The organism is Acidimicrobiales bacterium (assembly GCA_041394245.1).
Classification (GTDB): Bacteria; Actinomycetota; Acidimicrobiia; order Acidimicrobiales; family Aldehydirespiratoraceae; genus JAJRXC01.
In genome coordinates, this window is sequence record JAWKIR010000003.1 from 491977 (window position 1) to 514327 (window position 22351).

Annotated in this window: 24 protein-coding genes and 1 tRNA gene; 13 read left to right on the forward strand and 12 right to left on the reverse strand. The window is 67.9% G+C overall.

Annotation, left to right across the window (positions count from 1 at the left end; genetic code table 11):
* The first annotated feature begins 49 nt into the window (after window positions 1-49).
* Genes R2707_16935 through R2707_16950 form a run of 4 tightly spaced genes read left to right on the forward strand, consistent with a single transcriptional unit; the run spans window position 50 to window position 4235 of the window.
* Window positions 50-1678 carry a methylmalonyl-CoA mutase family protein gene (locus R2707_16935; protein ID MEZ5246783.1) on the forward strand — a complete coding sequence of 543 codons (1629 nt, stop codon included), beginning with the start codon at window positions 50-52 and terminating at the stop codon, window positions 1676-1678.
* Window positions 1675-2076 carry a cobalamin-dependent protein gene (locus R2707_16940; GenBank protein MEZ5246784.1) on the forward strand — a complete coding sequence of 134 codons (402 nt, stop codon included), beginning with the start codon at window positions 1675-1677 and terminating at the stop codon, window positions 2074-2076. The genes R2707_16935 and R2707_16940 overlap by 4 nt, the downstream gene beginning before the upstream one ends.
* Window positions 2073-3044 carry a methylmalonyl Co-A mutase-associated GTPase MeaB gene (gene meaB / locus R2707_16945; protein MEZ5246785.1) on the forward strand — a complete coding sequence of 324 codons (972 nt, stop codon included), beginning with the start codon at window positions 2073-2075 and terminating at the stop codon, window positions 3042-3044. Before R2707_16940 ends, meaB begins: the two co-directional genes overlap by 4 nt.
* Window positions 3045-3053: 9 nt before the next feature.
* The gene (locus R2707_16950) at window positions 3054-4235 is read left to right on the forward strand and encodes a cytochrome P450 (GenBank protein MEZ5246786.1); all 1182 of its coding nucleotides are present in this window, start codon (window positions 3054-3056) and stop codon (window positions 4233-4235) included.
* Here R2707_16950 and R2707_16955 read toward each other — a convergent pair.
* Window positions 4216-5058 (reverse strand): helix-turn-helix transcriptional regulator, encoded by an 843-nt coding sequence (locus R2707_16955; protein ID MEZ5246787.1) that lies wholly within the window; start codon window positions 5056-5058, stop codon window positions 4216-4218. The two genes, R2707_16950 and R2707_16955, sit on opposite strands and share 20 nt — an antisense overlap.
* A gap of 90 nt (window positions 5059-5148) precedes the next feature.
* On the opposite strand from R2707_16955, the gene R2707_16960 reads away from it, so the two are divergent.
* The 5 genes from R2707_16960 to R2707_16980 are packed head-to-tail and all read left to right on the forward strand — an operon-like array spanning window position 5149 to window position 8004.
* On the forward strand, window positions 5149-6312 hold the full coding sequence (locus R2707_16960; GenBank protein ID MEZ5246788.1) for a PLP-dependent aminotransferase family protein: 1164 nt from the start codon (window positions 5149-5151) through the stop codon (window positions 6310-6312).
* Window positions 6313-6325: 13 nt separating this feature from the next.
* Window positions 6326-6697 carry a hypothetical protein gene (locus tag R2707_16965; protein MEZ5246789.1) on the forward strand — a complete coding sequence of 124 codons (372 nt, stop codon included), beginning with the start codon at window positions 6326-6328 and terminating at the stop codon, window positions 6695-6697.
* Window positions 6694-6864 carry a hypothetical protein gene (locus R2707_16970; protein MEZ5246790.1) on the forward strand — a complete coding sequence of 57 codons (171 nt, stop codon included), beginning with the start codon at window positions 6694-6696 and terminating at the stop codon, window positions 6862-6864. Before R2707_16965 ends, R2707_16970 begins: the two co-directional genes overlap by 4 nt.
* 57 nt (window positions 6865-6921) lie before the next feature.
* Entirely contained in the window at window positions 6922-7161 is a 240-nt protein-coding gene (locus tag R2707_16975; protein MEZ5246791.1) for a hypothetical protein, read from the forward strand.
* Window positions 7162-7215: 54 nt separating this feature from the next.
* Complete coding sequence (locus R2707_16980) at window positions 7216-8004, forward strand: alpha/beta fold hydrolase (GenBank protein MEZ5246792.1); 789 nt, start codon at window positions 7216-7218, stop codon at window positions 8002-8004.
* Here the strand turns inward: R2707_16980 and R2707_16985 are convergent.
* Window positions 7956-8381, reverse strand: a complete 426-nt coding sequence (locus R2707_16985; protein ID MEZ5246793.1) for a hypothetical protein — start codon at window positions 8379-8381, stop codon at window positions 7956-7958. The two genes, R2707_16980 and R2707_16985, sit on opposite strands and share 49 nt — an antisense overlap.
* Window positions 8382-8508: 127 nt before the next feature.
* Here R2707_16985 and R2707_16990 point away from each other — a divergent pair, with 127 nt between their 5' ends.
* Genes R2707_16990 through R2707_17005 form a run of 4 tightly spaced genes read left to right on the forward strand, consistent with a single transcriptional unit; the run spans window position 8509 to window position 12287 of the window.
* On the forward strand, window positions 8509-9669 hold the full coding sequence (locus R2707_16990; GenBank protein ID MEZ5246794.1) for a hypothetical protein: 1161 nt from the start codon (window positions 8509-8511) through the stop codon (window positions 9667-9669).
* Between the two features lie 8 nt (window positions 9670-9677).
* Window positions 9678-10724, forward strand: a complete 1047-nt coding sequence (locus tag R2707_16995) for a lysophospholipid acyltransferase family protein (GenBank protein ID MEZ5246795.1) — start codon at window positions 9678-9680, stop codon at window positions 10722-10724.
* Window positions 10721-11518 carry a DUF1295 domain-containing protein gene (locus tag R2707_17000; protein MEZ5246796.1) on the forward strand — a complete coding sequence of 266 codons (798 nt, stop codon included), beginning with the start codon at window positions 10721-10723 and terminating at the stop codon, window positions 11516-11518. Before R2707_16995 ends, R2707_17000 begins: the two co-directional genes overlap by 4 nt.
* The gene (locus R2707_17005) at window positions 11511-12287 is read left to right on the forward strand and encodes an inositol monophosphatase family protein (GenBank protein ID MEZ5246797.1); all 777 of its coding nucleotides are present in this window, start codon (window positions 11511-11513) and stop codon (window positions 12285-12287) included. The genes R2707_17000 and R2707_17005 overlap by 8 nt, the downstream gene beginning before the upstream one ends.
* A gap of 3 nt (window positions 12288-12290) precedes the next feature.
* On the opposite strand, the gene R2707_17010 is transcribed toward R2707_17005, so the two are convergent.
* From R2707_17010 to R2707_17055, 10 genes are all read right to left on the reverse strand, one after another.
* Complete coding sequence (locus R2707_17010; GenBank protein MEZ5246798.1) at window positions 12291-12959, reverse strand: DUF3105 domain-containing protein; 669 nt, start codon at window positions 12957-12959, stop codon at window positions 12291-12293.
* A 77-nt stretch (window positions 12960-13036) separates the two neighbouring features.
* Entirely contained in the window at window positions 13037-13900 is an 864-nt protein-coding gene (locus R2707_17015) for a FliA/WhiG family RNA polymerase sigma factor (GenBank protein ID MEZ5246799.1), read from the reverse strand.
* 282 nt (window positions 13901-14182) lie between these two features.
* Window positions 14183-15172 (reverse strand): Gfo/Idh/MocA family oxidoreductase, encoded by a 990-nt coding sequence (locus R2707_17020; GenBank protein MEZ5246800.1) that lies wholly within the window; start codon window positions 15170-15172, stop codon window positions 14183-14185.
* Window positions 15173-15182: 10 nt separating this feature from the next.
* Window positions 15183-15338 (reverse strand): hypothetical protein, encoded by a 156-nt coding sequence (locus R2707_17025; GenBank protein ID MEZ5246801.1) that lies wholly within the window; start codon window positions 15336-15338, stop codon window positions 15183-15185.
* 68 nt (window positions 15339-15406) lie between these two features.
* Window positions 15407-15480, reverse strand: a tRNA-Ile gene (locus R2707_17030).
* A gap of 68 nt (window positions 15481-15548) precedes the next feature.
* The gene (locus R2707_17035; protein MEZ5246802.1) at window positions 15549-16304 is read right to left on the reverse strand and encodes a DUF3566 domain-containing protein; all 756 of its coding nucleotides are present in this window, start codon (window positions 16302-16304) and stop codon (window positions 15549-15551) included.
* Between the two features lie 103 nt (window positions 16305-16407).
* Window positions 16408-17256, reverse strand: coding sequence for a DUF3445 domain-containing protein (locus R2707_17040; protein MEZ5246803.1), 849 nt, complete (start codon window positions 17254-17256; stop codon window positions 16408-16410).
* 26 nt (window positions 17257-17282) lie between these two features.
* On the reverse strand, window positions 17283-17603 hold the full coding sequence (locus R2707_17045) for a pilus assembly protein TadG-related protein (protein ID MEZ5246804.1): 321 nt from the start codon (window positions 17601-17603) through the stop codon (window positions 17283-17285).
* A gap of 60 nt (window positions 17604-17663) precedes the next feature.
* Window positions 17664-20216, reverse strand: a complete 2553-nt coding sequence (gene gyrA / locus R2707_17050) for a DNA gyrase subunit A (GenBank protein MEZ5246805.1) — start codon at window positions 20214-20216, stop codon at window positions 17664-17666.
* Entirely contained in the window at window positions 20216-22285 is a 2070-nt protein-coding gene (locus tag R2707_17055; GenBank protein ID MEZ5246806.1) for a DNA topoisomerase subunit B, read from the reverse strand. Before R2707_17055 ends, gyrA begins: the two co-directional genes overlap by 1 nt.
* Window positions 22286-22351: the final 66 nt, after the last annotated feature.

Consider the following 22351-nt stretch of genomic DNA (forward strand, 5'->3'; position numbering starts at 1 on the left):
GCTACGCTAGAGCCGGATACTTTGATGTCCAAGCACTTGAGGTGAGGGCGTGCGAGAACCGCGAGACGACTGGCAAGCCGACTACGACGGGGCCGCTCGGCGCGATGTCCCGTTCGAGACGATGTCGGGCATCCCTCTCGACGCCGTCCACGGCGACGCCCCCTACCCGGGCCAGTACCCCTTCACCCGGGGGCTGCACGCCGCCGGTTATCGGTCCCGACTCTGGACGATGCGCATGTTCGCCGGGTTCGGCACCGCCGAGGACACCAATGCCCGGTTCAAGGAACTGTTGCGAGCCGGAGGCACCGGTCTCTCCACCGCATTCGACATGCCCACCCTCATGGGACGCGACTCCGACTCGCCCTGGGCGCTCGGCGAAGTCGGGCGGGCCGGCGTCGCCGTCGACACCCTGGCCGACATGGAGGACCTCTTCGCCGGCATCGATCTGCGGTCCGTGTCGACCTCGATGACGATCAACGGGCCGGCCGCCACACTGCTCGCCATGTACGTCGCGGTGGGCGAGAAGACCGGCGTGAGTCGGGCCGAACTCGCCGGCACGGTCCAGAACGACATCTTGAAGGAGTACCAGGCACAAAAGGAATACATCTATCCCCCGCGACCGTCGATGCGGATCGTGACCGACATGGTCAAGTTCGCGACCGCGGAGATGCCGAAGTGGCACCCCATCTCGATCTCGGGCTACCACATCCGAGAAGCGGGCTCGACGGCCGCGCAGGAGCTGGCCTTCACCCTCGCCAACGGGTTCGCCTATGTCGAGGCGGCGCTCGCGGCCGGTGAGGACATCGACGAGTTCGGCCGGCGGCTGTCGTTCTTCTTCAACAGCCACACCGACTTCTTCGAGGAGATCGGAAAGTTCCGGGCGGCCCGGCGGATCTGGGCGCGCTGGATGAAGGAGCGCTACGGCGCAACCGACGAGCGGGCGATGATGTGCCGCTTCCACACGCAGACCGCAGGCGTCTCGCTCACCGCTCAGCAGCCGGAGATCAACATCGCCCGGGTGACCACGCAAGCGCTCGCTGCTGCGCTCGGTGGCACACAGTCGCTGCACACCGACAGCTTCGACGAGGCGCTGGCCCTCCCGACGGAGAAGGCGGCCCGCATCGCGCTGCGTACGCAGCAGATCGTCGCCCACGAGATCGGCGTCACCAACGTGGTCGACCCTCTCGGCGGCGCACCCTTCGTCGAGTGGATGACCGACGAGATGGAGCGTCGGGCCGAAGCGGTCTTCGCCCATCTCGACGAGCTGGGCAACGGCTCGATGCTCGAAGGCGTCTATGCCGGCATCGACAACGGGTACTTCGTCGGCGAGATCGCCGACGCCGCGTACCGGTTCGAACGTGAGGTCAATGCGGGTCGACGGATCATCGTCGGGGTCAACGCGTTCACCGACGGCGACGACGACACCGACCCCAACCTCCTCCGGATCGACCACGCCACGGAGGAGTACCAGCGCAAGCGGCTCGCCGGGGTGAAGAAGGATCGCAGTCAGGAAGCGGTCGACGACGCCCTGGCTCGGCTCACCGCCGACGCCGGCGACCCGACGGTCAATCTGATGCCGTCGATCATCGATGCCGTGAAGGTCTACGCCACCGAAGAGGAGATCGCGATGGCGATGGAGACCGTGTTCGGCACCTATGTCGAGAAGGCGATCGTATGAGCACGACTGCGCCGCCGCGGATCGTGCTGGCCAAGCTGGGGCTCGACGGTCACGATCGAGGCATCAAGGTCGTCGCCCGCATGTTGCGCGACGCGGGGATGGAGGTCATCTATCTCGGTCTGCGCCAGACCACCGACAGCATCGTGGCCGCGGTCGAGCAGGAGGATGCCGACGCGATCGGGTTGTCGATGCACAACGCGGGTCATCTCACCCTCGGCCCCGCGATGCTCACTGCGCTCGACGCGGCGGGCATCGATGTGCCGGTGATCATCGGTGGCATCGTTCCCGATGCCGATCTCCCGGTCCTGCACGACGCGGGTATCGCTGCGGTCCTGGGACCGGGCGCGTCGGCCGAGGAAGTGGTCGCCACCGTGCGTCGGGTGGTCGAGCGCGCGTGACCCTCGAGGGTCTCTCTGCAGTGGAGTTGGTGCGCCGGGCGGGAGACGGCGATCGCCGAGCGGTCGGCCGTCTGCTCAGCCTGGTCGAGCGCGGCGGCCAGGGAGCCGAGGAGATCGCCGAGCTGACCCACGCCGACAGCCTCGAGGCCCACGTCATCGGCATCACCGGGGCTCCGGGGGCCGGGAAGTCGACGATGGTCGCCCGGCTGGTCGCCGAGGCGACCCGTCAGGGTGATCGGCCGGCAGTGCTGGCCGTCGACCCCTCATCGCCGCTCACCGGCGGTGCGATCCTCGGTGATCGGGTGCGGATGGCCGATGTCGACACCACGGCGTTCATCCGCTCGATGGCCACGCGGGGCCATGCCGGCGGGCTCGCCCTCGCCATCCCCGGCGGGGCCCGGGTGCTCGCGGCAGCCGGGTTCGATCCCGTCGTCATCGAGACGGTGGGGGTCGGCCAGGTCGAGGTCGACGTGACGGCGGCAGCCGACACCACCGTGGTCGTGGTCACACCGGGTATGGGCGATGCGGTACAGGCCAACAAGGCGGGGCTCTTGGAGGTCGCCGACCTGTTCGTGGTCAACAAGGCCGACCAGCCGGGGGCGAGCGACACGCGTCGAGATCTCGAGCTCATGCTCGAACTCAGCCATGTGACCGGGCAGGAGGACGAGCACTACCGGCCGCCGATCGTGATGGTGAACTCGCTCGACGGCGATGGCATCGTCGATGTCCACGAGTTGATCCGGTCCCACCGCAACCATCTGGTCTCGTCGGGGACCCTGCATGTTCGTCGATGTCGTCGCGCTCGCTTCGAGCTGGCCAGTCGGGCCGGACTCCGGTTCGACCGGGATCTGGCGACGGTGCTCTCCTCCCCCGCGATGGTCACCGTGATCGACGAGGTGGCTTCGGGTTCCGCCACTCCCGGGGTCGGCGTCGCGGCGCTCGCGGCATCGCTGGCCGAACGTCCCTAACATCGCCCGATGAGCCCGGCCACCGACATCCTCGACCCGACCTGGTGGCAACACGACCCCCAGGCCGACTATCGGGACCTGCTCGGCCACGACGGCTTGTGGCGCGACGAGCGCAGCGGCTTCTGGCTGGTCGCTCGCCACGCCGACCTGTTGCGGGTCGAGCGCGACCCCACCACGTTCGCAAGCCGGGCCGACGGCGGTGGCGCCTATCGCCTCAACCCGTCGCCGGGCGAAGAAACGATGATCAGCAAGGACGACCCCGAACATCTGGCCCAGCGTCGGATCGTCAACCGTCGGTTCACACCGAAGGCCGTGCGTGACCACTCCGAGCACTACGCCGCTCTCGTCACCGGTCTGGTCGACGACGCGATCGCTGTTGTGTCGAGCGACGGACGCGTCGAGATCGTCGACGCGCTGGCATCCCAGCTGCCGTGCCGGGTCACCGCCGAACTCCTGGGCTTCGGCCAGGGCCGTTGGCGCGAGGTCAAGGACTGGTCCGAGCGCCAGATGCGCATCGACTCGGCGGCCGACGACCCGGCGCTGTTCGCATCGTTCATGGGGAGCATCCAGGAGTGGGCGGCCGTCATGGAGACCGTGCTCCCCCAGCGCGTCGCCGAACCGGCCGACGACCTCTTCTCCGACTGGCTCGGCGCGGGCATGGACGGTCCCACCATGGTGATGGAGACGGGACTCGTCATCGCCGGGGGTGCCGAGACCACCCGCACGGTCATCGCCCACGGACTGCGCACCCTCGCCGACCATCCCGACGTGTGGGACGGGCTGGCCGACGACCCCACCCGAGTCCCGCTCGCGGTGGAGGAGCTGATCCGCTGGGTGACTCCGCTCAACAACATGTTCCGCATCGCGACCGCCGACACCGAGGTCGCGGGCACGGCGATCGCGGCGGGCGACCGGATCGCCCTCGTCTACCCGGCGGCCAACCGCGACCCGGCCGTGTTCGACCGACCCGACGAGTTCGACGTCACACGGGACCCCAACCCCCACCTGTCGTTCGGCCACGGGACGCACTTCTGTCTCGGCGCCAACCTTGCCCGCATCGAGCTCCGGCTCCTCTTCGAGACGCTCACACAACGGGTCACGAACCTCCGCGTGATCAGCGAACCCGATGTCGAGCCGAACATCTTCGCCCGCGCCGTGCGCTCGTTCGACCTCAGCTGGGATCTGCGCTAGGTCCTCGGTCGGCGGAGGACCGCAACCGGACCCGTCCGAAGCGTTCGGCGGTCGGTGTGTCCGCCGACGGTGTGTAGATGACGGCGCTCCAGCCCGGATGATCGGGGAGGAACAGGCGGTGGTGGTCGAAGATCAGTACTCCTTCGGTCGGATGCACGAAGCGCCGGGTCTGGGGCGAGAACACGGCAACGTCGTGCCCCGCCCACGCGGCGGCGAACTCGGGATGGGTGCCCCGAAGATCCTCGGCGAGTGCGGCGGCCTCGTCGCTGGGGTACTGCCCGAGGTGCAAACGGAACTGGCGCACCAGCCGCTCGACCTCGTCGGCCCAGTCGGTCATGAACGAACGGAGATCCGGCGTCTCCAGCGTGAGCCGAAGCAGGTTCGGATCGGTCGCCCGATGCAGGACGGGGAACAGCGCGGCTTCCGCGTCGTTCCAGCACACCAGGTTCCATGCATGGTCGAGCACGTAGGCCGGGTTCGGGTCGAGGCCGTCGACGAGGGCGCGCTGGGCGGGATCGGCCGCTTGCCCGGCGACCGTCGGCGCGGGCGGGTGCACATCGGCGAGCCCGAAGAGATGCTCGCGTTCCGGGCGGGACAACCGCAGCGCCGTCGCCAGGCCGTCGAGCACTTCGGCCGAAACACGGTTGGCGCCACCCTGTTCGAGTCGCGTGAGCCACGACACCCCGATGTTGGCGAGCACCGCCACCTCTTCGCGTCGCAGACCGGTCGCCCGCCGCCCGCTGGACGCGGGCAGCCCGACGTCGGCGGGCCGCAACCGCTCCCGGCGGGTTCGCAGGAACTCCCCCAACTCATCGCGCTGCACGTCGTGTCCTCCGGGCGTGAACCTACCACTGGTGGTACCACCATCGGCAGGGGCTTCCGGATCGGCACGACCGAGGCGCACGCTGCCCGAATGCCTGCCCATCTGCTGAACACCCGCGCTCGTGCGGCGACGACGTCGGCGATCCGCGACCTGCTCGAACACGCCCAGCAACCGGGCATGATCAGCCTGGCCGGGGGCCTTCCCGACCCCGACCGGTTCCCGACCGCCGCCCTCGCCGACATCGCGGCCGAGGTGTTGCGTCACGACGGACGGCGCACCCTGCAATACGGTCTCACCGCCGGCGAACGCGACCTTCGCGCCCACATCGTCGCGACGACACCGTGCGCGACCGACATCGACGCGGTCGTCGTGACGACGGGGTCGCAACAGGGTCTCGAATTGCTCGCCGGCGTGTTGGTCGACCCCGGGGACACGGTGGTGGTCGCCGATCCGGAGTATCTCGGCGCGGCGCAGTCGTTCCGGCGCGCCGGTGCCCGCCTGGCTCCCGTTCCCGTGGACGACCACGGCCTCGACATCGACGAGCTGGACGCGGCGCTGCGCGGCGGCCTGCGCCCCAAGTTCGCGTATCTGGTCCCCCACTTCCACAACCCGTCCGGGGGCACGCTCTCGGCGAGTCGGCGCCACCGCCTGCTCGAACTGGCGGAGCGCTACGGGTTCCTGGTCGTCCTCGACGATCCGTATCGCGAACTCTTCGTCGACACTCCCCCCGACGACATCGCCGCACCCCACCCGATGGTGGTGCACCTGCGCAGCAGCTCCAAGGTCCTCGCGCCGGGCCTACGGGTCGGGTGGACGATCGGGCCGACCTGGCTCACCCGGGCGATCGAGCGGGCAAAGCAGTCGGCCGACCTTCACACCAGCACCGTCTCGCAGGCGATCGTCCTGCGGGCCCTCGGTGCCGACTGGTACCCGCAGCATCTCGACACGCTGCGGGTCGCGACCCGCGCCAAACGCGATGCCCTGTGCGCTGCGCTCGAACGCGAGCTCGGGGACCGCATCGAGTTCCGCCGACCCGGCGGTGGCATGTTCGTGTGGGCGTCGCTCGCGATCGGGGTGACCACCGACGAGCTGCTCCCCCGGGCCCTCGACCAGGGCGTCGCGTTCGTCCCCGGCTCCGCCTTCGCCGTGGACCGCGACCTGTCGCAGCATCTTCGTCTCAGCTGGGCGACGGGCTCACCGGCAGAGCTGGCCGAAGCGGTGACCAGGCTCGCCCGGGCAATCGACAGGACCTAGTGTCGACGCCATCGTGACGATGATCGACGAACTCGAACCGGGCGTGGCCGCAGCCTTTGCCCATCTGCTCGACGGCGTCTGGGACGGCCGGGTCGATCCCGGGCTCCTCGAGCGCTGTCGGACCCGCGTCTGTGCACTCGTCGGCGCGCCACCCGACGCCGGCCGCCACCCGACGTCGCCCGCACCCGCACCCGACAGCGACGTCGTCACCGCCTGTCTCGCCTTCGCAGAGATGTGGGTGATCGATCCGCACGCGGTCACCGACGAGCTGGCCGCGGCGGTCCGCTCCCACCTGAACGACGCCGAGGCCGCCGCCTTCACGATCGCGCTCGCCACCATCGAAGCCCAGGCGCGTGCCGCCGTCGTGTGGGAGGCGCTCCCGTGAGATTCCCGCCCCCGCCCGACTCGATGAACTTCTTCGAACACGACGACGAACTCAACGCCCGGTTCGACGCCTTCTACGCCGAGCTGTGGCAGCACGGCATCGTCGACGAGGCGACGAAGGAGGTGGGGCGCCTCCGCAACGCCCGCATCACCGACTGCGGCATTTGACGCAACCTCCGCTTCGCAGGTGCGCAGCAGCAGGGACTGACCGAAGAAGCCGTCGCGATGATCGACGGCGACGTCGCCCGGTCCGACCTCACCCCGAGATGGAAAGCCACGGTCGACTGGGCCGACACGGTGATCGGCGCACGGTCGCCGGGTCCCGCACCCGACGAACTGACCCGGGCGGAGCTGGCCGAGCTGACCCTCACCATCGCGGTCGCCCAGGGATTCTCGAAGGCAGCGATCGCGTGGGGGCCCGCACCGGAACTCCCCACGATGGTCATCCCCACGCCCGGATCCTGATCCGGGGACGGCACCGTGCTTGTGCCGTCGCGGCCGCGCTGACACCATGAGCCGATGGTCAAGCCGCCTCATCCGTTCCTTGCGCTGATGGAGGTACGCGCCGCACCCGAATTCGGGGCCTTCGCGGCCACTGCTCCGGCCATGGCCGCACTGTTGCCGCGGGCCCGCCACGGCCGCCACGTGCTCGTCCTCCCGGGGTTCATGGCCGGCGATGCCAGCACCAAGCCCCTGCGTTTGCTCCTCGGCACGCTCGGCTACGAAACCCAGGGCTGGGGTCTCGGCACCAACCTCGGACCGACCGCGGGGATCATCGACGGCCTGATCGACCTCATCGAACGACTCGACCGGGACCGGGGTCCGATCGACATCATCGGCTGGTCGCTCGGCGGCCTGTTCGCCAGGGAGATGGCCAGGCTCGCACCCCACACGACCCGACAGGTGATCACCCTCGGCAGCCCCTTCCAGACCACCGGACCCGAACAGTCCAACGCCCGGGTCGCGTTCGCGGCGCTTCGCTCACGCCACCACGACGACCATCGCGTCCCCCGCGTGCCGAGCTGGGCCCGTGAACCGCTCATGGTCCCCACGACGTCGATCTACACGCGCACCGACGGGGTCGTGAGCTGGCATCAGTGCCTCAACCGCGACCTGCCACAGATGGAGAATGTCGAGGTCTACGGCAGCCACTGCGGTCTCGGCCACAATCCGGCGGCCGTGTACGTGATCGCCAATCGCCTGGCCCAGCGGGACGGAGACTGGAAGCCGTTCCGGCCGCCACGCGCCCTTCGGGGGTTCTACCCGGCCGGCGATGTGCTCGACACCGATCGGGTCAGCGCCGCCTGATCCGGCGAGCTCGCGGTCGCCCGCACCAGTTCCTCCTCCGCCACGTCGGCCTGGCGCCCATAGGACCATGCGAGCGAATCGAGGCGGCGAGCCTCGAGTTCGAGCGCCATAGTCGTGTCGCGCAACGCTCCCGCACTGCGCTGCAACCAGCCGCCGACATGGAAGACCAGCTCGGCGCGACTGCGGGACGCCGCGACCGACGACCACACGTCGTCGGTGTGGCGGGCACGACTCTCGTCGTCGCGTCGGATCATGACCTCACGTCGCCGGTCGAGATCGAGGGCCAGCCGACGAGCAGCCGCCGCACCCCGATGCGCGTCGAGCGCCGACGCTCGGAACCGGTCGAGGTCGGCGGCGACGGCAGCGACGTCGGACATGTGGACTCCTTCGTTCTGGTAGGGAGATCATATGAAAAGCATCCAAAGATCACAAGCGGGTGTTGCCGGATGGGCGTTCGCACTCGGGGACCTGACAGCGCAGCGCGACCGCGGGACAATCAACCGCATGGATCCGATCAGTGCATGGCAGGACTTCTGTCGCCGCCTTTCCGATGCGGGCACTGCCGTCTTGACCGATCCGATGGTCACGAGTGACCGCGACCGCGCCGAAGGCCTGCGCGCGCTCACCCGTCAGACCACCTTCGCCCTCCAGCACGCGATGGAGTTCCGCGATCCCGACTTTCCGGCGTTCCACCGGTTCGACGACGACGTCACAAAGTGGGGCGGGCCCAACGCCGACAACAACTATCTGCGGTGCGCCATCGATCCGACCGGCACGTATCGACTCACCGCCGACGTCACCGGATGCCGCGAGGCGATCCTCTCGCTCGGCGAGGGCGACATGCAGCTCGGTCGCTCCGGCGTGTTCAGCGAGACCTCGCTGCGCGACCTCCGCATCGATGACCACCAGCTCGACGTCGTCATCTCGCCCGACGAACATCCGGGCAACTGGATGGCGACCGACCCCGCCGTGCGCCAGCTGTCGGTGCGGGTGTACGTCGTCGACTGGACCAACGACGCCATCCCCGACTTCCACATCGAGCGCCTCGACAGCGCTGCATCACGGCCGGCGGAGCTCACCGTCGAGCGGGCGGCCGAAGGCCTCGACGAGGCCGCCCATTGGATCGAGACCTCGATGCCGTTCTGGCTGCGCTACATCGAGACCGCCCGACCCGAAGGCATGGACAACGTCCTCTTCTCGCCCGGAGGAGCAAAGGGTGGCGCCGTCAACATCGTCTACGGCGCCGGCTACTGGAACCTGACCGACGACGACGCCTGGCTGATCACCTTCGACCAGCCCGACGCCTTCCACTGGTCGATCCAGACCCACACCTGGCCGTGGTTCGAGTCGGGGGACCTGGCCCATGCCCAGACGAGCCTCAACGACCAACAGTGCCATGTCGATGCCGACGGCAGGGTCCGGGTGGTCGTCAGCCACCGGGATCCCGGCGTACCCAACTGGATCGACACCGAGGGTCGGCCCCTCGGCATGATCGCGTACCGCTGGATCTGGGCGACAACCACCCCCACACCGCACGGCGAGGTCATCGCGTTCGATGCCGTCGCCGACGCGATGCCCGACGATCACCCCCATGTCGACGAAGCCGCCCGCGCCGCCGCATTGGCCGACCGAAGAAGGGCTGTGCATCGCCGATTCCGGCGATGAACCCACCGATGACGACACTCCCGCGGCCGGCGGTCCGACGCCCGATCAGCATCACGACGGTCAGCGTCGTCTTCTTCGTGCTGGTGGCCCTCACGCCGGTCGTCCTCCCGATCACAGTGGTCGCCGACCTCGTCACCAGGGCGCCGATGCGACGCACGCGGGTCTGGCTGCTCTATCTCTCGATCCTCTTCAACGAGGGGCTGGGCACGTGGAGCGCCATCGCGATGACGGCGTTTCACCTCGGCCGACTCGACCGCCCCCTGGCGCAGGAACGATTCCATCGCCTGATGATGTGGTGGGGCGAGCGACACATCACGTCGCTGCGTCGCTTCGCCGGGCTGCGATGGGTGGTGGAAACCCCCGACGAGGTCGTCCGGGCCGATGCGATCGTTCTCAGCCGCCACTCGAGTCACGCCGACTCCGTGCTCCCGCTCCTCCTCTTCGGCACCGGAGGCGGTCATCACCTGCGCTACACGCTCAAGGACGACCTCCAGTGGGCGCCGGCGATGGACATCGTGGGCAACCGGATGCCCCACGTCTTCGTCGATCGCTCGCCGGACGCCGATTCGCCGCTCACCGATCGCATCCGCGAGCTGGCCCGGGGAGTCGACGACGACACGGTCGCCGTGATCTTCCCGGAGGGGACCTTCTACACTCCGGCGCGACTCGATCGAGCGGCGACGCGCATCGCGGAGACCCGGCCCGACCTCGAGGCCACCGTGCGCTCGCTCCAACACCTCCTCCCGCCACGCCCGGCCGGCACCCTGGCCCTGATGGAAGGGGCTCCCGGCGCCGACCTGGTCCTCGTCGCCCATGAAGGCATGGAGGACTTCGGCGACCTCGCCGCGATCCGGGCGAACATCCCGCTGACCCACCCCGTCAGAGTCCGTCTGTGGCGCATCGCCCGCGCCGACGTCCCCGACGACGAGGATGACTTCGTCACCTGGCTGATGGATCGATGGATCGACATGGATCGGTGGATCCAGCAACGGGTCGTCGAACGTAGAACGGGCAGCACCTCATCGCTGCCCCCCGGACAGGAGTTCCGACCATGAGTGGACACCTCGACGTCATGGTCGGCGTCGCCATCGCCATCGCCATCGTGATGGTCACGACATGGATCGTGAGCCTGCCGCTGCGCAACGCCAGCATCGTCGACATCGTGTGGGGCGCCGGGTTCGTGATGGTGGCGTGGGTCGCCCGAGTCATCGGCGACGGCAACGTCGACCGGAGCAACCTGCTCACCGCCATGGTGACCATCTGGGGTGGACGGCTCACGCTGTATCTCTGGTGGCGAAACCACGGCAAGGGCGAGGACTTCCGCTACCAGTCGATGCGCCGACGCCAGGGCGAGCGCTTCGCGGTCCGGTCGCTGGTGACGGTGTTCGGCCTGCAGGGCGTCATCATGTTCATCGTGTCGCTCCCGGTGCAGCTCGCCGCCACGCCGGCGAGTCCCGGCATCGGTTGGCTCGCAGTCGTCGGTGTCGCGCTGTGGGGGGTCGGGCTCTTCTTCGAGACCGTCGGAGACGCCCAGTTGGCCCGGTTCAAGGCCGATCCCGCGAATGCCGGCACCGTCATGGACCGGGGTCTGTGGCGCTACACCCGGCATCCGAACTACTTCGGCGACTTCTGCGTCTGGTGGGGCATCTTCCTGGTCGCCGCCGAGACGTCCGACGCCCGATTCGGCATCATCGGCCCCGCCGTCATGAGCTTCATGCTGCTCAAGGTCTCCGGCGTCGCCATGCTCGAACGGGGCTTGATGAAGCGCCGAGAGGGCTACGCCGACTATGTGGCCCGCACCGCGACCTTCTTCCCTCGCCCCCCGAGGAGGCTGACCACCGATGTCTGATCGTCCCCCCGTCGACGAGACCCTCGTCGCCACTGCGGTCGAGATCGCCCGCGCCGCCGGCGAACTCACCCTGGGATGGTTCCGCACCACGGCCCTCTCCGTCGATCACAAGGCCGACGGATCACCGGTCACCGCCGCCGATCTCGCGGCCGAGACACTCATCCGCGAGCAACTCCGCGACCGCTTCCCCGCCGACGCCGTCATCGGGGAGGAACACCAGGACACCACGGGTACCAGCGGCCGGACCTGGGTCATCGATCCGATCGACGGCACCAAGGCCTTCACCAAGGGCGTCCCGCTCTACAGCAACCTCCTGGCCCTGGTCGACGAGCACGGCCCCGCCGTCGGCGTGATCAACCTCCCGGCGCTCGGCGAGACCGTGTGGGCCGGTCGGGGTCGTGGCGCGTTCCTCAACGGCGAACCGTGCCGGGTGAGCGACCAGGCGACCCTCGATGGCGCCTACGCGATGACCAGCGGATTCGGCTACTGGCCCGACGACGCGTTGCGGGCGGTGCTGCGCAGTCCGATGGTCTTTCGCACCTGGGGCGATGCCTACGGCTATGCCCTGGTCGCCACCGGGCGGGCCGAAGCGATGATCGACCCGCTCGCCAACCCCTGGGACGTCGCCCCGATGGCGGTGATCATCCCCGAGGCCGGGGGGCGCTACAGCACCTTCGACGGCGACGACGGACCCGACGCCTGGAGGACCGGATCGGGCGTGGGTACCAACGGTGCCGTCCACGATGCCCTTTTGGGGCTCTGGCGCTGACGCTCAGCCGCCGAGAACCTGTTCGGCGATCGCCTGGAACCCGGCATCGGGATCCGCGGGTGGCGAACCGATCGCCCCGCCGCAACTCACCCCCGCCTCCGGGGCGGTCGGCGAACGCCGGGCCTGATAGGTGTCGATGAACTCTTCGAAGAGCGGATCGTCGATCTCGTCGAGGGCCAGTTGTCGGGTCCAGGCCGTCATCACGATCGGGTTCTGCAACCCCGGATACGGGGCGGCGAGCAGGTGCTCTTCGCCGTCGAGCCGAGCTTCGATGGCATCGATCTGATCCGGCGGGAGGTCGGGCGAGAACGAGATCCACACCGCGCCGTGCTCGAGGGCGTGGACGGCTGTCTGGTCCTGGACCGGCGACGAGTAGAACCCACAGTTCTGCCACACATCGAAGTGATCACCGCTGGCCGGGGGCCGCTGGTCGTAGCTCGGACAGAACACATGGTCGTTGCCGTTGTCGGGGAGTTCGCGGATCACGCCGACCTCGAGCAGCTCCGGTTCCGGCAACGATTCGCCGAGACACAACTCGATCGCCCCGGTGACCCCACCCTCTGGCGTCGTCGCCAGAGAACTCGAACCGGTCGAGGTGCCGTCGCCGCATGCCGTGGCGACCAGCACCAGGCTCATGACGACCCAGGACAAAACGGCAGCGTGGCGACCCATGGGTCGCCACGCTAGCGGTGCTGGTTTCGGCATTGGCGACGGGAGGTGACCCTCCCAGTCGCAGTTCTGGTGGTCCGCTATCGCAACCCGAGGATGGCGGGAGCGTCGGATTCGATCAGGTTGATCTGTTCCATGCGATCGGCGAAGGCCGATGCTTCGGAGATGCCCTTGGCGTAGGTCGCCTTGCGTCGGGCGACCCGACCGGTGACGTCACACGGGTCGGGGGTCTCCGACAGGTACTGGGCCTCGATGCCCTCCTGCAGCATCAGCAACGACTCCGAGCGGAGCTGGCTGATGCGGGACTCGGTGACACCGAGGAAGTCGGCAAGATCCTGCGAGGTACGCCCCTCGAGGAAGTAACCCACCACGACGAGGCGATGACGCTCGGGCAGGAGCGAGATGGCATCACGGAGATAGCCGTGGAGCTCACGGGTCTCGAGTTCGGCCGAGGGCTCGATCGAGCTCTCGTCGACGAGCACGTCGACCAGGGTCAGGTCCTTCTCGACATCGTCGGCCGTCTCGTGTTCGAGGGCCAGCACGACGGAGCGGAACATCCGGTCCTGCAGTCGGTTCAGTTCGCTCTGGCTCATGCCGAGCGCATCGGACATCTCTTCCTTGGTCGGGACCCGACCGAGTTCGGTGGCGAGCCGCTGCTCGGCGCCTTCGAGCTTGCGGGCGAGGTTGCGGACCGAGCGCGGGGCCCAGTCGGCGGCCCGGACCGCATCGAGGATGGCCCCCCGGATGCGCTGGGCGGCGAATCGTTCGAAGGGGACGCCACGGTCCTCGTCGTAGCGGCGGGCGGCTTCGACCAGACCGAGCGCACCGGCCCGAGCCAGTTCGTCACGGTCGACGTGGCGGGGGAAGTGCACCGCCACCTGGAAGACGATGTGCTTCACCAGGGGCAGGTTGTCCTCGATGAGCTCCGCCAGCTCGGCATCCATGGAGCCGGCGCCCTGCGTCGGGCGGACCCGACGGCGACTCGCCCGTGTGCTCCGCATCCTCTGTTCGGTCTCGCCCTTGTTCATCGCCCCGGATCTCCCTCGTGTGAGTTGTGATGTTCGGTCCTGTCACCGAACTTCTTCCAGCGAGAGAAGGTTTCGGCGCGACGCGGGAATGCCTTTAGCGATTTCTCGAAAAATGTGCCAAATGGCCCGGAATCGGCGTCGTTGCAACGAACTACGGCATGTTGCGATCCGACCTTGACCACGAAATCTCGCGCCGGGCTACAGGAAGGTGGTGACGCCTTCGAACCGCATCGGGCGCACGCCGCAGTCACCGACGGCCCGCAACAGCGTCAGCGAGTCGGCCATCCCGGCCAACCCGTATGCCCCGGGAGCGGCAGCACCGGCGAGCACGTGCAGGGTGGTGCAGGCAGCGACCGCGCCGGCGGCGACGGCCGGACGCTCGACCGCCCCCATCACCAACACCTTGCGCTCGATACCGACACGCCCTCGCAGCTCGACCCGGACCGCACCGATGCCACCCTCGGCGTGGGGTGGGCGCAACATCGGCAGCGGCGCGGTGAGCCGATCTCTTCGGGTCGCGGCCTGGCGAGCAGTGACCCGCTCGACCCCGACGAACTCCGGCACCAGCAGCAGGGCATCGGGCAACCCGGCCCTGTAGCAGTCACGACCACCGATCGGGTCCGGGAAGTACGCGAGCTCACGGCCGGAGCCACCGGCCCGGCGGGTCCACTTGCCGTCCCGCCAATCGAGACCGGTCGACGACAGTGCCCGATGATGCTGCCGCGCACATGCCGGGCCGCCGGTCCCGACCTTCGCGACATGGATCTCGTCGACATGATCGAGTTCAGCGGCGCCATGGCGAGCGAGCAGACCCGTGAGCCCCGGCATGAACCCGGCACCGATCACGACGGGTACCCCGTGGTGCAGTGCTTCCTGGTCGAGGGTCAGCAGGCGTCGGACCTCCGACATCTGGTTGGAGGTCGCCACCACGGGGACCCCCCGGTGCACGGCTCGACGGGCGACCGCGGCCTGCGATCCCGGCGGTGTCGCCAGGACCACCGCATCGGTGTCGCCGGCGATCTGGCGACCTTCGCCGTATTCCGCCCCACTCCCCAGGGTCTCGACGAGTTGGCGCGCCTTGGCTTCCTGCTGATCTCGGATCTCGACACAGGTGACCTTGCCACTCGAACGCAGCTGGCGGGCCACACGCGATCCCGTGGCCCCGGCACCGAAGATGACGACCTTCATCGGACTCGCGTCATTGCAGGTCGGGGCCCTCGAGCTCGCGCCACCCGCCCTTTTGCGGAGGGACACCGCCACTGCCGCGCACGCGGATCGCTGCGGCGACCGAGATTCCGGCGAACAACGCGACCATCGCCCGGCGGATCAGTGTCAACAGACCACGACCGCCCATCGAACTCTCCTCACGGATGCGGGGAGTTTCGCCCGTCGGCGAACCTCCGTGGAACTCGGAAGTTCCCGTGGGGCTAGCAGGAGTCGAACCTGCGACCTCACCCTTATCAGGGGTGCGCTCTAACCAACTGAGCTATAGCCCCGTGAGGCGATCACGCTACCGGTCACCGGTCGCGGTCGCCAACGTGATGTGCGATGTGGACCGAACCGTTCAGCCGGAGGTTTCCCCCGCCTGCGCGCCCTGCGCCGTCGGCAGAATCGGAATGTCGGGACCACCCGGTCGATCGTCGGCCCCGGCCAGTTCACCGCGCCCGCCGTCCTCCAGCAGGGTCGGCGGCGCGGTGGGCATCTCGCGGGCTCCCGCCCCTCCGGCCATTCGCACGCTCGCACCGTGACGGGGGCGGGTCCGCTTGGGTCGCGGACGAGCGGTCTCCTCCTCGACCACGGTGAAGCGGACACCACCGGTGATGTCGCTGATGAGGTTGAACAGCACCGCCATCAGCACCGTGAACCCGGAACCGGCGACCACGAGGACGAGCCCACCGATGGCGCTGGCCCGGAAGATCTCGTCGGCGTTGAACGCGAAACTCTCGAGCGCGAAGAGCTCCTGGACGAAGTTCTCGACATTGTCGACGGTGCCCGATCCCACCGCGAAGCTCCACAAGATGACGCCGGCGATCAGCAGGATCACCCACAGGCAGAAGTAGAAGATCAGCGAGACCTTGAGGACCGACCACGGCTCGACATGGCGCACCAACCGTCGAACCTTGCGGGCCCGCAGACGCCCTGCGGTGCGCCGGTCGCGCATGCTCGGTCGGGGTGCGGTGCCGCGGGCCGGCACAGCCGCCGCCGGGCGGCCGTTGTCGCGGGTCGTGGACGACGAGAATTCGTCGTCGCCAGGCATGACCAACTCCTCGCCAGTGGCGAGACGGAAGGTTGCGTCGTCGGATTCGGGGAGCTCGCTCATGGTGTGGTGCGCACTCCGCCGCCGCCCGCGACTGGAGTACCGGGAAAGTGTAGGGGACGAACTCGTCGAGGGCGCTTCACCTCGACGATCAAACTGTTCGACGTCATTCGACGCGGTTGCGAAGCCACTTCGCCAGTTCGCCGCGAAGCCCATCGAGGTCCTTGTAGCGAGCGACATCCAACGGCATCGCGTCGAGCATCTCCGCCAGGGCCGACCCGGGAAGATCCTCCGCGACCTGGCCCAGCGACCAGACGTGGATGCGGATGCCGAACACGATCGCGTCGTGGTGGACGAGGCGACGCAGGGTCTGTCGTTCGATGCGGACGAAGAGATCCGTGCCGGGATTCGCGGGCAGCACCATCGGGGCCTGACGATCCCGCGGCTCGAGTCGACGGGTCGCTTCACCGACCACGGACCAGTTCAATCGGCTGGCCAGTGCGCCCGGAACCATCCGGTCGAAGAACCGATCGACATGAGCGCCCACCTGCGCCGCGTAGCCGGGCACCGGCGCGTGGATCTCCGTGAGCGTGCAGCCGAGCTTCGACCGCAGGTCCCAGCGGGTCGGAAAGCAGACCGATCCGGCCGTGAGCCTCCATCGCGGAATGTCGCCTCCCATGTCGCGCTCGAGCAGACACAGGTCCTCCTGCACACTGCGGGCCGCGGTGTCGAGCGGGTGTCGTGCCCCCGTCCTGAGCGTGTGGCCATGGTGCGCCAGCGACTCGGCGACCAGATCGACGACTTCCCGGGCCGACGCTTCCGATCCGGCCCGTGCGACGAATGTCTGCTCCGGGTGACGCAATGACAGGAGATCCTTCTCGAGGAGGTCGAGTGCGCGTCGATCGTCGATCTGGAGCCAGTTCTCGACGGCCAGGTTGCGGACACCCATCCGCCACCGAAAAGGGGTTCCCGGGAACGGCGAATGGTCCACGACGTCGCGAAGTCCGAGCGGCACGAACCCCACTGTGGCACTCCCCCGGCTCAGCGCACCCATTCGACCTGCGCTTCGGCCCGCGCCCGCGCCGCGGCCGTGCCGACGCGGACGACGACCTCGACGGTCGAGCCCTCGTCGACATAGTCGACGAGCACTCCCCCGTTGGCCTCGGCCAGTTGCCGCGCCGCCGTGCGGCCTTCGGCCACCCCGGCCAGGGCTGCCGCGTCCGCGGCGGTACGGGCCCTGGCCGCCTCGTCGGTGATCGACCCGAATCGAGCCACGACGGCCACCGCGATCAACGCAACGGCGAGCGCCACCAACAGCAACGGCAACGCCTGACCCCGGTCACGATGAACTCTCATTCCCATCCGGCTTCCACTTCACATCGTCGGAGAAGGGGAAGTCGGGTTCGGGGAGGTGTGACGAGACTATTGCGGCGGCGGCGTCTCCGCGTCGGTCACATCGACGACATCGGCCGCATCTCCGCCGTCGGCAGCGTCGGCGTCAGCAACTGTTTCGATGCGCACGAGGGCGATCGAGGCCACCGCATCGTCGGTGTCGGGGCTCATCACCTTGACCCCGCTGGCGGTGCGGCCCTGTTGCGAGATGTCCTCGGCCCGCGTGCGAATCAGCACACCCGCAGAGGTCATCGCGAGGATCTCGTCGTCGTCGTCGACGATGAGGGTTCCGACGACATTGCCCTTCTCCGCACTGATCTTGATACCCACGACACCCATGCCACCTCGACCCTTGGCGGGATAATCGTCGACCGGTGTCCGCCCGCCATAGCCCATGGTGGTGATGTGGAGCAGGGTCGCGCCTTCGCGGGCGATGTCGCACGCCACCACCGCGTCGCCGGTCTTCTTGAACTTGAGACCGATCACGCCGGCTGCGTTGCGGCCCATCTCGCGGACCTGTTCCTCCTTGAAGCGAATGGTCTGTCCGAATCGCGAGGAGAGCAAGATGTCGAACATGCCGTTGGTCGGAATGACCTCGACCAGTTCGTCGTCGTCGTTGAGCTTGATGGCGATCAGGCCGGCTCGCAACGACGAGTCGTAGGCGTTGAACCGGGTCTTCTTGACCCGTCCCTTGGCCGTGGCGAAGAAGAGATAGCGGTTCGTCTCGTAGTCGCGCGTGTCGATGATCGCCTGGATCTTCTCGTCGTCCTGCAACGGCAGGAGGTTGACGATGGCCGTACCGCGGGCCTGACGGGACGCCACGGGTATCTGGTGGGCCTTGAGTCGATAGACCCGACCCCGCGTGGAGAAGAACATCAGATACGAGTGCGCGGTGGTCTGGATCAGATGGGTGAGGGTGTCCTCGTCCTTGAGCTTGGTCCCCGCGATGCCACGACCACCTCGCCCCTGGGTCTTGAACTCGTCGGCGGGCACCGTCTTCACGTAGCCCGACGCCGACATCGTGAACACGAGCGGGTCGTCGTCGATCAGATCCTCGATGTCGAACTCGCCCGGATCGATCTCGAGAATCGAGCGACGTTCTTCGCCGAACTTCTCGCGGATCGCACCCAGTTCGTCGATGATGACCGTGCGCAACTTCGCGTCGTCGCCGAGGATCTCCTGCAGTCCGCCGATCGTCTCGCGAAGCTCTCCCGCTTCGGTCTCGAGATCGGCCCGACCGAGACGGGTGAGACGGCCCAGCTGCATGTCGAGGATGTGGTTGGCCTGGACCTCGCTGAACTCGAACGGGGCGAGCATCAGCGCCTCGCGGGCGGCACCGCGGTCCTCGCTCGCGCGGATCGTGGTGATGATCTCGTCGATGAGGTCGAGGGCCTTGATGAGGCCTTCGACGATGTGGAGGCGCTTCTCTGCCTGATCGAGGCGGTACTCGGATCGCCGGGTGATGACCTCGATCTGGTGGTCGACGTAGGCCACCAACGCGTCACGGAGACTGAGCGTGCGCGGCACACCACCGACCAGGGCCACCATGTTGACACCGAAGCTGGTCTGCAGCGGGGTGCTCTTCCAGAGGTTGTTGAGCACCACCTCGGGGTTGGCGTCGCGCTTCAGGGTGATGACGAAGCGGGTGTCGTCACCCGACGATTCGTCGTTGACGTCGGCGATGCCGTCGATCTCTCGGGCATTGACGAGCTCGGAGATCTTGCGAGCGACCGCACCCGCGGACACCTGGTACGGGAACGCCGTGACCACGATCGCCTGACGCTGGCCACGCTCCTGGAGCTCGGTGGCGGCACGCATCTTCACCGAACCACGACCGGTGCGGTAGGCCGACTCGATGCCGACCCGACCGAGAATCTGCCCGCCGGTGGGGAAGTCGGGGCCGCGCACGAACTCCATCAGATCGTCGATCGATGCGTCCGGGTTCTCGAGCAGATGGGTGACCGCGTCGCAGACCTCGTTGAGGTTGTGGGGCGGAATGTTGGTGGCCATACCCACCGCGATGCCCTGGCTGCCGTTGACGAGCAGGTTGGGGAAGCGCGCAGGCAGCACGGCCGGCTCGGTGAAGTCACCTGAATAGTTGTCGATGAAGTCGACGGTGTTCTCGTCGATGTCGGCCAGCATCTGCATGGCCAACTGGTCGAGCTTGCACTCGGTGTAGCGGGCGGCCGCCGGCGGATCCTCGGGAGAGCCGTAGTTGCCGTGGAAGTCGATCAGCGGATGCCGCAGCGAGAACGGCTGGGCCATGCGAGCCAGCGCGTCGTAGATCGCGCTGTCGCCATGGGGATGGAATCGGGCCATGACGTCGCCGGTGACGCGGGCACACTTCACGTGGGCCCGGTCGGGCCGGAACCCCTGGTCGTACATCGACCACAGGATCCGACGGTGTACGGGCTTGAGCCCGTCGCGGGCGTCGGGCAGGGCCCGGCTGATGATGACCGACATCGCGTAGTCGAGGAAGGAGCTCTCCATCTCCTCCTGGATCTCGATCACCGTGACGCCGTCGTGTTCGTCGTCGTGCTCGGTGTCGTCGGTGTCGATGGGAGGTGGCGGTGTGTCACTCATCAGAAGTCCAGGTTCCTGACCTCGCGGGCATTGGTCACGATGAAGTTCTTTCGTTGTTCGACGTCGTCGCCCATGAGGATCGACATCACCTCGTCGGCGATCGCGGCCTGCTCGACCGACACCTGCAACAGCGAGCGCGAGCCCACATCCATGGTCGTGTCGCGCAGCTCGTCCCAGTCCATCTCACCCAGACCCTTGAGACGCTGGAAGTCCTTGGAGTAGTTCGGACGCTCGGCCAGGAACCGGTCCTTGGCGGCATCGTCTTTGAGATAGACGGTCTCCTTGTTGGAGACCTTCGTGCTGTAGAGCGGCGGCTGGGCGATGTAGACGTAGCCGGCCTCGACCAGGGGTCGCATCTGACGGAAGAAGAAGGTGAGCAGCAGCGTGCGGATGTGGCTGCCGTCGACATCGGCGTCGGCCAGCAGGATGACCTTGTGGTAGCGAGCCGCGGTGACATCGAAGTCGTCGGCGAACCCGGCCCCGATCGCCGTGATGAGGGTCTGCACCTCGTTGTTCTTCAACATCTTGTCGACCCGGGCCCGTTCGACATTCAGGATCTTGCCGCGGATCGGCAGGATCGCCTGGGTCTCGGGATCGCGAGCCCGCACCGCGGAGCCACCGGCCGAATCGCCCTCGACGATGAACAGTTCCCGACGGGCCGGATCCTTGGCCGAACAGTCCTTGAGCTTGTCGGGCATGCCGGCACCGTCGAGCAGGGACTTGGATCGGATCGCCTTGCGGGCATCGGACGCCGCGACGCGTGCTCGGGCCGCGTTGGTGGCCTTGGTGAGGACGACCTTCGCTTCGGCCGGATGCTCCTCGAGCCAGTCGGCGAGTCGCTCGTTGGTCACCCGCTCGACGAGCGATCGCATCGAGACGTTGCCCAGCTTCGACTTGGTCTGGCCTTCGAACTGAGGATCACCGATCCGCACCGAGATGATCGCCGTGAGCCCCTCGCGGATGTCTTCACCCTGGAGGTTCTCGTCCTTTTCCTTGAGGAAGCCCTTCTCGCGCGCGTAGGCGTTGACCGTGCGGGTGAGGGCGGTGCGGAACCCCTGTTCGTGCATCCCTCCCTCGATGGTCGAGATGCCGTTGGCGAAGCTGTGGAGACCGTCGGAGTTGAAGCCGGTGTTCCACTGGAAGGCGATCTCGACCTCGTGGGCGTTGCCGTCGATGATCTCCTCGCCGTGGAAGTAGCCGACCAGGGCGAACAGGGCTTCCTTCGAGGCGTTGACGTGGCTGACGAAGTCGATGATGCCGCCGTCGTACTTGAAGCGGATCCATCCGTCCGGGTCGTCGGTCTCGACGGTGGAGGTCGGGCGCAGATCGCGCGCCCGGATCTCGAGCCCCCGATTGAGGAAGGCCATCATCTGGAAGCGCTCGAGCAGGGTCTGGAAGCGGAACTCGACCTCGTCGAAGATCGTCGGATCGGGCCAGAACCGGGTGGTGGTGCCGGTGCGGGCAACCCCGTCGACCAGTGGTGACGCACCGATCGGTGCCAGCCGGTCACGCAGATCACCGCCGTCGGCGAACGACATGGCATGACGCGTGCCGTCGCGATCGATCTCGACCTCGACCCGCCTCGACAGCGCGTTGACCACCGAGATGCCCACGCCGTGCAGACCACCGGACACCTTGTAGCCCTCACCGCCGAACTTGCCGCCGGCGTGGAGCACGGTCAACACGACCTCGGCCGCGGACAGGTCCTCGTATTTCGGGTGCTTGTCGACCGGGATGCCACGACCGTCGTCTCGGACCTCGCAGGCGCCGTCTTCGAGGATCGACACGTCGATCCGCGTGCAGTGGCCGGCCATCGCCTCGTCGACGGAGTTGTCGACGACCTCCCACACCAGATGGTGCAGACCGGTCGGGCCGGTGGAACCGATGTACATGCCCGGCCGCTTGCGCACGGCTTCGAGCCCCTCGAGCACTGTGATGTCGGACGCGCCGTAGGACGACTCACTCGTGGTGGTCAATTCGTTCCCCGTTTCCTCTGGACCGTCGTCAGTCTCCACCGAGGGTGTGACACCCTCGTCGGACCCGTCGCCGGCCTCGTCGACCGTGCTCACGAACGAGCTCCGAAATCCCTGTCGCGAAGCGCGGACACCAGGGGTTCCGGGAGGGTGTTGGCGCCC